Source organism: Oceanirhabdus sp. W0125-5 (genome assembly GCF_027938815.1).
Classification (GTDB): Bacteria; Bacillota; Clostridia; order Clostridiales; family Clostridiaceae; genus Oceanirhabdus.
The window spans coordinates 4,276,935-4,289,125 of sequence record NZ_CP115913.1 but is presented as its reverse complement, the minus strand read 5'-3'; the positions used below and the strand labels follow the sequence as shown (position 1 = coordinate 4,289,125).

Genomic DNA, 12,191 nt, shown 5'->3' with positions numbered 1-12,191 from the left:
ACTCACAACAGTTTCTCACCTAAGGGGACGAGTAAACTTGTTGATAATGTTGCTGACCTTGCAAAGAAAAGTAGTGATGAAATAACAGAATTGCTTGATAGTACTAGTAAAATCATTTTGAAAAATGGTGACGAAATAAGTACTACCGAAATAAAAGCAGTCATGCAAGAGATTAGTGATATAACTAATCAACCTAAAACAATTACTGAAGCAATCAGCGATGTTCGTACTAATCGAATAATAAAGAATGGTACAGGGCTTCATTCAACACTATCTAATTCTGCTCAAGAATTCGCTGGAAGAGTTGAGAATATTTTAACTAAAGCTCAAAAAAGAACTAATGGTAATTATGCTGTTGCAAATGTCAATGTAAGTGGATATTCGGGAGAGATGAAAGCGTTTAGTAAGTTCTCAGACCTTTCGGATGTTGGAAAAGGTTCTTTTAACGCAACTCAGGCACAAAACTTTGTAGATGCTGAAAATATTGTTTTACTAAGGAATGAAGCTGATAGAGTATTTGATACAAGCGTTATAAAGAACATTGATAGAACCTTCGATACTGAGGCAAAAATACTAGAAGAAATAGCAGCAAAACTTGGGAATAATCCTAATGCTACTGGGACTGTAGAGTTATTTACAAAATTAGACCCATGCTCAAGTTGTAAAGGGGTTATATCTCAATTTATGGATAGATATCCTAAAATAAAAATTAATTTATACCATGATTAGGAGGTGATTAATTGTATAAGGAAATATTCGTAACATATGAAAGAAGTAATCTAGATGATGATGCTTTTATTGAGTTGGGAAAAATGTTTGACTCTATCATAGATGAGGATTTCATTGAAGAAAAGATTTTCTTTGGTTGTGGTGGAAAGTATAAGAAAGAAGATTATGGAACAGGAGAAGCATATGTGTTTCTTAAAGTAGATAGTAATGAGTTTTTGATAGTCAATACTTTTCTTTTACCTCAAGACCAATTTGAAGGAATTGAGATTGGGGTTAGGTGTTTGGAAGACAGATTTGAAACAGTTAAGTCAAATCTTATTAGTTGCTTTGAAGAAGAAAGACTCAAACCAATTAAAGATAAAGTTATAATCTATGATGATGATACTCTGTTGAGACTAAGTCAAAAAGATTTCATCGGAGAAGCTGACTTTTACAAAGGTGCAAATAGTATTCACAAAATAAGGATTAATACTATAAAATCTGCATAGCTCACTACAGAAATAAGTAACTACTTACTGCATAAATAATTACAAAAGTGGTGGAATTGACAATCATAGTCGTTCCATCACTTCTTTTGTTTTTGGTAAATGTAATTACACTGCATAATTATATTTCTGCAGTGAATTACAATCCAATAACTGGTATAATAGTGGCAATAGTCCTACATCTGAGGGGACGAGTAAACTTATATCAGAAGCAGATAGATTAAAACTATCTAAGTGGACTTATAAACCTTCTGATGAACTATACCTTCAATATAAAAAGGTATTTGATAACCCTCAATATTATGACCAAGCATCAGGTGCAATCAAATGGCCTGCTAATGATGGATTTGAAGGTGTAGCAAAACAAATCCAATTACAACCCGGAACTCGAATTGACAGATATGGCTTCGAATCAGGAACGTTTGTTTCGCCAGAAGGTATTTCATATGGTCAAAGGTCTTTAGCACCAGGGACAGATGCAAAACCATATCATGTTTATGAAATAATTAAACCAGTTGAAGGTCTAAGTGGAAAGATAGCTCCATGGTTTGATGAAGTGGGTGGAGGAATACAACATAAATTGACAATGTCTATCCAAGAATTATTAGATGGAGGTTACATTAAGGAGGTATTTGAATAATGAATACAAAGGAACTTAACAAGAAACTAAAAATATTAGGCATACCGTCTGATGCATATTCGACAGTAGGTGGCTTACCTAATGAAGCTTACTGTATTGGAAATAATGAAGGCAAATGGGAAATCTATTATAGTGAAAGAGGTAATAAGACAGGGGGAAAGTCATTTGCTAGCGAAGAAGAAGCTTGTGAACAGTTCTTGTCGTGTATGAAAAGAACGTTTAAAAAATAAGATTATTTATGATATTGCATATGAGTTCGAATTTTAAAGAGAGAATATGCCATTACAGATAATCTCAATTAAAAATTTGCAGAGTAGTGTTATTGTATCTGACTGCGATAATGTAGTTAAACTATCTACATAACACAAGTACAAAGTGGTGGAATTGACAAACCAAGTCGTTCCATCATTTTTTTTATAAGATATACAATTGAAAGCGCACAGGCGACTTTAATGCGTAAGCTTTGATGGATTAGGAGTAAGCAATAGTTAAAGTGAAGAGTAGCGCGGAAACAAAAAGCCAAAGAAGGTTTATTAGCCGAGAGGCGAGAGCTTAAGAAATATAAAAGAAATAGAAACAATATATAGGAAGTAAAAGGTTTTTATAAGATGAGATTTCTCGAGAGAGAAATGACCTGCGTTTTTCATTTTACATTATCCATTCTCAATTAAGCGAAGCGCTAAGGTGGATCCCCCCAACAACAAGAATAGAAAAAAGATTAATCCCAGCGAAAACAGAGCAGGTAAAAGTATGGGTAGATGAGCCACAATATGAAATAAGAAAAAAGACAATACCAGCAAAAACCGAACGTGAATGGATAGATGATCCAAGATATGATGTAGATGTAAAAGAAAAAGACAAAATTATAAGAACATATTATAGCTACAAAGTAAAGAAAGAAGAAGGTGACAAAGGTAATACAGGAGATACTGGAAGTGGTGGAAATGAAAAGCCGAATGGTGGTGGAGTAGATTTAGATGAAGATGGACAACTTTCGGTACCAAAGAATAGTATAATTACAGTCGCAAATGAATCATATACAAGTGTACATGAGGGAGATAACGTATATATAGACACAGGCAGTAAAATATATAATGTAGTACTGGGTATAAATGAATTTGACAGTAATACATGGAGATTCCCTTCATTAACGAAATCAGAAGAACAAGAGATTTTAAATGCAGAAGGTACAGTAAGGGTAATAACCCAGAGAAGATATGATATAGAAGGATCAGATAAAGGATTTACGGTAGATAAAGCTTTAGACTGGATACAGACAGCATTGGACATAGTTGGATTTATACCAGCATTAGGAGATATTCTAGATGGTGTTAATGCATCAATAAGTTTCTTGAGAGGAAATCTTTTAGATGGAATATTATCTTTAGTATCAATAGTGCCAGCAGTAGGATCAGCACTTGCAGTACCAGTAAAAACATTAATAAAAAATATTGATAAAACAGATGAGATAGCTAAGTTTGCAAGAATAGTTGGAGAAACTAAATTTATTACAAAATTAAGAGAAATAAAAACCGGAACAATCACGGCTATAAATAACTTAACAACAACAATTGCTAACAAGATTAAATCATCAGCAATTAACCTATTAGGAAGATTAGGAAAGAAAATTGATGAAGCAATATCTGTAATGGATAGAGCAATTAAAGAAAAGCTTGGGTTAGTAGAACAGCAATTAGATGAAGTAGTAACAAAAGCAGAAAGATGGTGTTTTGTAAAAGGTACCCTTGTTCTAACATCAAATGGATTAAGACCAATAGAAGAAATACAGATTGGAGATAAAGTATATTCACAAAATGTAGAGACTGGAGAAAAGGGGCTTAAAGAAGTAAAAGTATTATTTAGAAATCAAGCCTCGATATTAGTAAACCTAATAATAGATGGAGAAAAAATAGTAACAACAGAAAGCCATCTGTTCTGGACAAAAAATAAAGGTTGGATAAAAGCAGGAGAATTAACAAAAGGTGAAGAATTAGTAAAATACGATGGTGTAATAGGTTATGTTGAAGAAATCAATATAGAAGAATTAAAGGAAGCAACAACAGTATATAATTTTGAAGTAGAAGATTGGCATACTTACTATGTAAGTAATAAAGAGATTCTAGTGCATAATGATTGTTTTGAAAATGTAGCCAATGCTGTAACAGATAGCTTAGTAAATGAATCAGGTGAAATAGTACTTGATAGAGTAGATGAGTTAATAGCAGCAGCTAAAAAGGGTGAATTCGACGAATCAGAATTAAATGTCTTAATAACAAAGATAAAAGGGAAGAACAATCCAGATTTAGATGGAGTTGTAAAGCAGTTAGATGAAGTTGCTAAGGGGACGAGTAATCTTACTCAAATAGCTACAAAATATTCCGATGAGGCAATGAATTATACTTACAAGGAAGGTAAGTATATACCTATTGAGGAAACATATGATAACTATAAGCAGCTTGATGATATAGCAAAGAATATGTATTCTACTTTCAGAAATAGTTCAGATGATATTGCTGCAATAGCTGAAAATACTGGTTGGGATTTCAATGATATTGAAAAAATTAAGAATCATATTTTCATAGACGAACTGAAGTTGGATGATGGAATAAGAAGGCTTGATCCAGATTATGAAATGTCTCAAGCATGGGATAGACTTTTAAAAGGTGAATACTATGAAAATGATATTCTTTTATTAAAGCATGAGCTATATGAGTCAACATACTATAAATTACATGGTGTTACTCAAAGAGTGGCTCATGATGCTGCTAATGAAATCTTTAATTGGCAAGCATTTATCCAATCTTTATAGAGAGAGGAGGTATTTTCTAATGGGAATCAATGCTTATGCAACAAAAGAATTTGAAAATGAAGAATATGTAGTCTACTCTTACGGTTCACAAATTGATAATCAGACAGGTAAGATAAGATTTAACAAAGAAACTCTAGAACTTTTGATAATTGAAAAAGAGAATGATGTGAATCGAAGTAGAGAACTATTTAAAATTGCAAGTAAAATAGAGAGTATTTATACTGAAACAGGCATGTTTCCTGAAAAAGCATTTAGTGCATCTTGATAAGTGGTTAAATGTTATTTAACAAATAATTTGTGTTAAGCATATAAGTGATGGAATGACTTCCTTTGTCAATTCCATCACTTTCTTTTGGGTTAAAAGCGATAACTTTTCAAGATTAGTAGTAAGGTGACTTGAAAAATAAAAAATTAATTTGACTAGAAAGGTAATTAAAAAATTATTCGATTTTTAAAATGTTAAATCTAAGCTTCAAAGTAGTGACTACATTTTTAAATAAAATCTAACTGCAAAATAACTACCAACAAAGGTAATGTAACCACAATCTAGTCAATGAATCACCGTTCACTATTTTAGAAGATAAAAAGCTCACCACATAACCTAAATAATGTAGTCAAATTAAATAGAACAAAGTAAAACTAAGGCTAACATAGTTAAATCCTGTGTTAGTCTTTTTCTTTACCCAAAAATGAAAGGAGCAATAAGAATGGAACAAATATTAAGAGATTTTAAATCACATCTAATCAACAATGGAAAAAGACCTAAGACAATAGAAAGCTATGTAGGAGATGTTAAAGGATTACTACAGTACTTAGAAACTAAAGGAGCATTCTTTGAAGGAAACCTAAACCTATTCTACGTTGTAAGTTACAAGAATTATTTAATAGAAAATTTCTATGAACCAACTACCATCAACAAGAAGATTAACAGCATCCATTCATTTAATCATTACTTAGTAAAAACAGGGTCAATGGATGAAGTAGTCATTGATATTAAGAGAGATAGGATAAAAATAGCCAATGGTTCAGAAAAACAAGTAGAGGTTTACAATGAGAAGTTAGTAGATAAATTGCTATTCTACATTGAGGATAAGAGGAAAGTATCCATTAGAGATAAGATGATAATCCTATTATTACTTTACACAGGGGTAAGAGTAGGTGAGCTATGCAGTATTAAGGTTAGAAATATTGATTTCTTAACTGGATATTTAAAGATAATAGGTAAGGGTGGAAAGCTTAGAGAGATTCCACTAAAAGATGAGGTAGTAGAAGCTATAAAAGATTACCTTTCAATTAGATGTGAGCATACACATAGAGACTCAGAGTTCTTGATATTAGGTGAAAGAGGAGCAATTAAAAGAGATGCTGTAAATACAATTTTAGAGAAAGTAACTAGAAAAGGTGGTTTTGATACAAAGCTAAAGCCACATACATTTAGACACACTTTTTGTACAAGATTAATTCAAAGAGGAGTACCATTAACAACAGTAAGTAAATTAGCAGGACATAGTAGTATTGAGACTACTGCAAAGTTCTATATTGGTAGTAGTAAAGAGGAAAAAATGAAGGCTGTAAGTATGTTGTAGGAGGAATAAATGATGATAAGAATAAGTAAGGTTGAAGATGTTGAGAAGATAGGGTTAGAGAGTCTAAGAAATGAGATAGATAGTTACATCAGGGAAATAGTTGGAGAAGAAGAACTTAGTGAAGTAGGTGAAATTATAGTAATTGAAGATACCGATAGTAGTGATGTTCTGGTGGATCTAAATATTGCAGATATTGAACCAGAGTTTGTAGATAAAGTGAAGTTAGATAATATGATTTACTTTAGGATAACGTTGATATGTGGGGATTCTTTTGGATACATTATATATTCTTCAGCAGAAGAAATTAAGAATATATTTGCACGATATTTAAAAGAGAGAGGAGAATAATAATGGAGATAACTATTTTGATATTGAAAATTATTTTAAAGATAATTGAAGGTGCAACAGTTACAGCTGCTGTGAAAAATGTATCAGAAGAAAGTGGAGTTAGTTTTGCAGAGTTAGTAAAGAAAGTTCCGAATAAATATTGGAGATAAACGGTGAAATGGACATGGTAGGAATTCGAAGGAAATAGCATGGGAAATGTTGGAGTGAGAAAAACCAGTAAGACGAATGTCTAAGCGAACGTCAGGAAACGTTTCAAGTGACTTGAATTTCAAGATAATGTTAAAAATGATAATCTTCGATTTTGAGGTTTTTGAGATTTGTGAAAAAAAGAATAACTGTCTATAATGTGAGTAGCAGGCAGGGAATACTACCTGCTACTAAATATTATGATTTAGAACTCATATATACCTTAGCCTACCACAACATAAGGTATAACTCTATCTTAATAACATTATACCACAAAACATAAGAGTAGATGAGTTCTTTATTTTTTTGAAAGGACTGATAAAAATGAGTAGCATGGAAAAAAACAAACAAATCAATGAGAATCAAATTGAAGGAAATGGGATTAATGAACGCAAGGAAATCAAGGAACTTATAAAAAGAGGATTTGATTTAGATGATGATGGAAAGGTGAAAGCATTTAATGGAAATTATTTTGCTAAGTATATTAAAGAAAGTCTTGATATTATCTACTCTAAAGATGGCTATTTCTATATTTATGATAGTACAGTTTGGGTGAAAAAGAATGAAATAGATATCCTAAAAATGCTCAGAGATATACTTCAAGAACCACGTTTTGGAGTTTGGTCAAAAAGAAGAGAAAGAGAGTATGTTGAAGCTTTAAAGCTAGAAGTATTTTATTCAAAAAAGTTAAATCCTAATAAAGACATAATAAATATGAGTAATGGAATGTATAATTTAGATACATTTCAGTTCATAGAGCATGATAAAAAATACATGAGTACTATTCAAATACCTGTGGAGTATATAGAAAATGCTAAATGTCCAAGATTTTTAAAGTTTATTGATGAGGTATTTGAATATGATGGACAAAGAATCAGAGTATGCCAAGAATGGTTTGGCTATTCTATAACAATAGAAACAAAGGCTCAGAAGGCACTAATTCTGTATGGTTCAGGAGGAAATGGCAAAGGTGTTTTAATTGAAATCCTAAGTTTTATAATAGGTGCTGATAATATTTCACACATTCCCCTGAATGAACTTAGTAAAGGGTTTTCAAGGGTATGTCTTCATAACAAAACTGCTAACATCAGTAATGAAAATGAGTCTAATGGAAAAGCATTCAATACTCAATACTTTAAAGCAATAGTTGGACAAGATACGATAAATGCAGAGCAGAAAGGAAAGCCAGTATTTAGTTTTAAGCCTACAACAAAGTTAATACTATCTATGAATAACCTACCTCATACTAGCGATAAAAGTGAGGGATACTATAGACGGTTATCTATACTTGAATTTACTGCACAATTTACTGAAAAAAATAGAGATGAAGGATTAAAAGAAAAGCTAAAAGAAGAGTTATCGGGAATATTTTTGTGGGCAATAGAAGGGTTAAAGAGACTTAAGGAAAATAACTATAAGTTTACAAAATCTGAGAACATGGAGAAAAACCTAGAAGAATATAAAATTGAACAAAATCCAATAATACTATTCTTCGATGAATGCATAGAGGAAGCAGAGGAAGAGTATAGAGAAGAGAACAAGGTAATTCTTAATGCATTCAAAAAGTGGGCTACAGATAATGGATATAGCGGATATTATAATATAAGTCCAAATAAATTCTGGAGAGAATTTAAGGCAGTAGCAAAATCAGAAGGAATGGAAATTAAGCAAGGAAGAAATAATAAGCTGAGATATAGTAAAGGTATAAGATTAATTCAAACAAGAAAGATAAAAAGGAATGTAAAAAGTCCGAAAATTCAAGCAATATAAGGTTGGGCGAATGTTGGACAAGTATTGGGCACGTCTGAAATGAGAGAAACGTTGAAAACAAAGGAAACGGGCGTATGGGCGGATAAAACTCTGTAGTGGAAAAGTTTACAACAGAGGAGTAAATCAAAATAAAAAAAATATAAGTGAAATAACACGCCCATGTGCCCAAACCTAGTATTACCAAGGAAAGACATAGATTTAAATATGACATCAACGAGCCCAAGTAGTTGCAAACTGTATTAATTCAGAAAATAAATATATATTATAAAAATGATAAAGAAATAAAGTCAATTCAGCGGATTTGGTAACTAAGTACAAGGTTAGTAAGTCCAAGAGGAGTTGAGTAGAATGCATCTTTTCTGCGATTATAAACGGATAGGCTTTCGTCTCCTTGCGAGTCTTGAAATACTTCAAGAACTAACGCTTGTATTTAAGGTTGCCGACGTTTCTGCTGGGGAAGGAGTAAGCTATGAAACAACATTACAAACAATCATTTGTCTATGTAGGTGTAGACTTGCATAAAGGGAGCCATACCGCTGTTGTAATTGACTGTTGGAATGAGAAATTATTAGAGATAACAATAGAAAATAAGCCATCAGCTTTTGGAAAACTATTAAAGAACGTAACTAAAGTAGCAGATGGATTAGATATAATCTGGGGGTTAGAGGATGTAGGAGGATACGGACGTTCTTTAGCTGTATACTTGCTTGAAAAAAAGCAGATGGTAAAAGAGGTAAACTCAGCATTATCCTATGCACAAAGAATGAGTAATCCAACCACAATGAAAAGCGATAGCTGGGATGCCTACTGCATAGCATGTACTTTAATATCAAGATTGAAGTCTCTTCCAGATGCTAACCCTCAGGATATTTACTGGACATTAGGTCAATTAGTAAGCAGACGTGATGCTCTGGTTAAGTCAAAAACAGCATTAGTAAATCAATTACACTCACAATTAAGTCATAGCTACCCAAGCTACAGAAAATTCTTCTCAGATACAGATGGTCAAACCGCATTAGTATTTTGGGGAAACTATCCTTCACCACATCATTTGGAGGATGTAACATTAGAGGACTTAACAGGATTTCTTAGAATTGCAAGTAAGAATACTTGCTCTACTAGGAAAGCTAAGGAGATTCTAAAGTTAGTAAAAGAGGATGGAGAAACAAAAAGAGAGTACCAAGAAAGTAGAGATTTCATTGTTACAAGCATAGTAAGAGATATAACCTTTAGTGTAAAGGAAATATCAAAGGTTGAAGATCAAATGAAAAAACTTAAGGATATATTAGGCTATAAATTAGATACTATGCCAGGAATAGCGCATATAAAGTTCAGTTCAGCAGGTAAAGGTGACTATAAAAAGAGTAAGCAAGGAAACAGAGACTTACATGGAATATTCTACTTCTTAGCAGTGCAACAGGTACAAGTCTCCAGAGGAACAAAAATACCAAGAAATCCAGCCTTCTATGACTATTATCAAAGAAAGATTAAGGAAGGCAAAACTAAGATGCAAGCATTGGTTTGTATAATGAGGAGATTGGTCAATATTATATTTGGAATGATGAAGAATAAAACTGCATACATAATGCCTGTTGTAGAAGAACCAGTAGCAGTATGATAAAATAATGGTAACCTTTGTAAACGGGTTGCCATTTAAAATGTACCAACAGTTTTACCCTTAAGGGGACGAGTAATCTTACTTCGAAACTAGATAATATTGTTGATGGTACAGGTGTGATAAACCAAGGTGTCGTTGATGATGTTGTTGAAGATGTCACTACTTTAGCCAATAAAGGTGAATTAACTGATGAAACTGTTAATGAAGTTCTGGATGTATTAGAAGCTCAAAATAATCCTGGATTAGCTGATGAAATTCTTGATGTCCAAGAAGCAGCTGAGACTTTCATGGATGGTGACCAATATACAAAAGTAAACAGACGAAAGACACTTAAGTCTGATATAACATATCAAACTCCTGGAGGTCATTTGTATACTACTGATTCAGCTGGTAGAATAAGTAATGTAAAAGGCAATTTGGAACCTATAACTGCAAAGAGAAGTGAATATTCTCAACGAATTGTGGGTAGAGATGTAAATAATCCTTCTGTTACATCTAAGTTAACAACTGATGATGGAGGTCATCTAATAGCCTCACAATTTAATGGTTCAGGAGGGTTAGATAATCTAGTACCGATGGATTCAAAATTGAATCGTGCTGGTGGTGACTGGTATAAAATGGAACAAGAATGGGCTTCGGCTTTAGAAGCTAATAAAGAAGTATTTGTTGAAATTGATGTAATCTATGAAGGTGCATCAAGTAGACCTAGCAAATTTGTTGTCGAATATACTATAGACGGCAAGTTATATGAAAAAGAATGGGTAAACACAATAGGAGGGAATTAAGAAATGAATTTAAATGAAGAGTATTATAGAGAAATAGCTCAGGAATTGATTAACATTGTTCCTGAAAACTGGGAGCAAATTCACTTAAGAACAGAAGTAGGTGAAGAGTCTGTGAGTATGTATTTTTATTATAGACTGACTGGCAGCAGTGAATATGAACAAGGAGCTATGATAAGGAAAAAATATAATCTAGAGCGTTCGGTTTATAAAAAATTTGTGTCTGATTTATGTAGTGTAATTCGTAGGTTAAATGACAACTATGTGAAAAATGGACAAGAGAAGTGGACCGCAATGACATTTTCAATTGATAATAGTTTTAAGTTCAAGGTTGATTATGAGTATTTGGATTTAAGCTCTTCATTAGAAGTTGATAGACGAGAAGAATGGGAGAAGAAGTATCTTATTTAATCGTTAAATATATTATAATATCCAAGTAGAGTGATGGGATTGGCTATTAAGCTCTTCCCATCACTTTTATCATTTTATAGTACTGGAAACTCAATGCAGTTTTATACCTAAGGGGACGAGTAAACTTATATCAGAAGCAGATAGATTAAAACTATCAAAGTGGACTTATAAACCTTCTGATGAACTATACCTTCAATATAAAAAGGTATTTGATAACCCTCAATATTATGACCAAGCATCAGGTGCAATCAAATGGCCTACTAATGATGGATTTGAAGGTGTAGCAAAACAAATCCAATTACAACCCGGAACTCGAATTGACAGATATGGCTTCGAATCAGGAACGTTTGTTTCGCCAGAAGGTATTTCATATGGTCAAAGGTCTTTAGCACCAGGGACAGATGCAAAACCATATCATGTTTATGAAATAATTAAACCAGTTGAAGGTCTAAGTGGAAAGATAGCTCCATGGTTTGATGAAGTGGGTGGAGGAATACAACATAAATTGACAATGTCTATCCAAGAATTATTAGATGGAGGTTACATTAAGGAGGTATTTGAATAATGAATACAAAGGAACTTAACAAGAAACTAAAAATATTAGGCATACCGTCTGATGCATATTCGACAGTAGGTGGCTTACCTAATGAAGCTTACTGTATTGGAAATAATGAAGGCAAATGGGAAATCTATTATAGTGAAAGAGGTAATAAGACAGGGGGAAAGTCATTTGCTAGCGAAGAAGAAGCTTGTGAACAGTTCTTGTCGTGGATGAAAAGAACGTTTAAAAAATAAGATTATTTATGATATTGCATATGAGTTCGAAT

Annotated in this window: 15 protein-coding genes; all 15 read left to right on the top strand. The window is 32.6% G+C overall.

The annotated features are described in order from the left end of the window. Positions 1-117: 117 nt before the first annotated feature. The 15 genes from OW730_RS19975 to OW730_RS19915 all read left to right on the top strand — a co-directional run bounded on the left by OW730_RS19975 (position 118) and on the right by OW730_RS19915 (position 12,159). Complete coding sequence (locus tag OW730_RS19975; RefSeq protein ID WP_271225808.1) at positions 118-729, top strand: deaminase domain-containing protein; 612 nt, start codon at positions 118-120, stop codon at positions 727-729. A gap of 11 nt (positions 730-740) precedes the next feature. After that, complete coding sequence (locus OW730_RS19970) at positions 741-1,217, top strand: hypothetical protein (protein WP_271225807.1); 477 nt, start codon at positions 741-743, stop codon at positions 1,215-1,217. Between the two features lie 199 nt (positions 1,218-1,416). Further along, positions 1,417-1,854, top strand: a complete 438-nt coding sequence (locus OW730_RS26965; protein WP_442945451.1) for a TNT domain-containing protein — start codon at positions 1,417-1,419, stop codon at positions 1,852-1,854. Continuing rightward, positions 1,854-2,084 (top strand): hypothetical protein, encoded by a 231-nt coding sequence (locus OW730_RS19965; protein WP_271225806.1) that lies wholly within the window; start codon positions 1,854-1,856, stop codon positions 2,082-2,084. The genes OW730_RS26965 and OW730_RS19965 overlap by 1 nt, the downstream gene beginning before the upstream one ends. A 1,052-nt stretch (positions 2,085-3,136) precedes the next feature. Next, positions 3,137-4,663: a polymorphic toxin-type HINT domain-containing protein gene (locus OW730_RS19960; RefSeq protein WP_271225805.1), complete on the top strand. Its 1,527-nt coding sequence runs from the start codon at positions 3,137-3,139 to the stop codon at positions 4,661-4,663. Between the two features lie 19 nt (positions 4,664-4,682). Next, complete coding sequence (locus OW730_RS19955; protein ID WP_271225804.1) at positions 4,683-4,928, top strand: hypothetical protein; 246 nt, start codon at positions 4,683-4,685, stop codon at positions 4,926-4,928. Between the two features lie 442 nt (positions 4,929-5,370). After that, positions 5,371-6,249 (top strand): tyrosine-type recombinase/integrase, encoded by an 879-nt coding sequence (locus OW730_RS19950; RefSeq protein ID WP_271225803.1) that lies wholly within the window; start codon positions 5,371-5,373, stop codon positions 6,247-6,249. Positions 6,250-6,258: 9 nt separating this feature from the next. Then, complete coding sequence (locus OW730_RS19945) at positions 6,259-6,597, top strand: hypothetical protein (RefSeq protein ID WP_271225802.1); 339 nt, start codon at positions 6,259-6,261, stop codon at positions 6,595-6,597. Positions 6,598-6,599: 2 nt separating this feature from the next. Then, positions 6,600-6,746: a hypothetical protein gene (locus OW730_RS19940; protein ID WP_271225801.1), complete on the top strand. Its 147-nt coding sequence runs from the start codon at positions 6,600-6,602 to the stop codon at positions 6,744-6,746. Positions 6,747-7,116: 370 nt separating this feature from the next. Beyond that, entirely contained in the window at positions 7,117-8,553 is a 1,437-nt protein-coding gene (locus tag OW730_RS19935; RefSeq protein ID WP_271225800.1) for a DNA primase family protein, read from the top strand. A gap of 469 nt (positions 8,554-9,022) precedes the next feature. After that, on the top strand, positions 9,023-10,171 hold the full coding sequence (locus OW730_RS19930) for an IS110 family transposase (RefSeq protein WP_271225799.1): 1,149 nt from the start codon (positions 9,023-9,025) through the stop codon (positions 10,169-10,171). Between the two features lie 116 nt (positions 10,172-10,287). Beyond that, positions 10,288-10,956, top strand: coding sequence for a DNA/RNA non-specific endonuclease (locus OW730_RS19925; protein WP_271225798.1), 669 nt, complete (start codon positions 10,288-10,290; stop codon positions 10,954-10,956). A gap of 3 nt (positions 10,957-10,959) precedes the next feature. Further along, positions 10,960-11,364: an immunity protein YezG family protein gene (locus OW730_RS19920; protein ID WP_271225797.1), complete on the top strand. Its 405-nt coding sequence runs from the start codon at positions 10,960-10,962 to the stop codon at positions 11,362-11,364. Positions 11,365-11,440: 76 nt separating this feature from the next. Beyond that, positions 11,441-11,929, top strand: coding sequence for a TNT domain-containing protein (locus OW730_RS26960; protein WP_442945450.1), 489 nt, complete (start codon positions 11,441-11,443; stop codon positions 11,927-11,929). Beyond that, the gene (locus tag OW730_RS19915) at positions 11,929-12,159 is read left to right on the top strand and encodes a hypothetical protein (protein ID WP_271225796.1); all 231 of its coding nucleotides are present in this window, start codon (positions 11,929-11,931) and stop codon (positions 12,157-12,159) included. Before OW730_RS26960 ends, OW730_RS19915 begins: the two co-directional genes overlap by 1 nt. Positions 12,160-12,191 lie beyond the last annotated feature (32 nt).

Bases quoted from the DNA above. Each gene is read 5' to 3' on its own strand.
- OW730_RS19920 (WP_271225797.1), top strand. From the start codon at position 10,960: ATGAATTTAAATGAAGAGTATTATAGAGAAATAGCTCAGGAATTGATT.
- OW730_RS19965 (WP_271225806.1), top strand. From the start codon at position 1,854: ATGAATACAAAGGAACTTAACAAGAAACTAAAAATATTAGGCATACCG.
- OW730_RS19930 (WP_271225799.1), top strand. From the start codon at position 9,023: ATGAAACAACATTACAAACAATCATTTGTCTATGTAGGTGTAGACTTG.
- OW730_RS19915 (WP_271225796.1), top strand. From the start codon at position 11,929: ATGAATACAAAGGAACTTAACAAGAAACTAAAAATATTAGGCATACCG.
- OW730_RS19945 (WP_271225802.1), top strand. From the start codon at position 6,259: ATGATGATAAGAATAAGTAAGGTTGAAGATGTTGAGAAGATAGGGTTA.
- OW730_RS19955 (WP_271225804.1), top strand. From the start codon at position 4,683: ATGGGAATCAATGCTTATGCAACAAAAGAATTTGAAAATGAAGAATAT.
- OW730_RS19940 (WP_271225801.1), top strand. From the start codon at position 6,600: ATGGAGATAACTATTTTGATATTGAAAATTATTTTAAAGATAATTGAA.
- OW730_RS19935 (WP_271225800.1), top strand. From the start codon at position 7,117: ATGGAAAAAAACAAACAAATCAATGAGAATCAAATTGAAGGAAATGGG.
- OW730_RS19950 (WP_271225803.1), top strand. From the start codon at position 5,371: ATGGAACAAATATTAAGAGATTTTAAATCACATCTAATCAACAATGGA.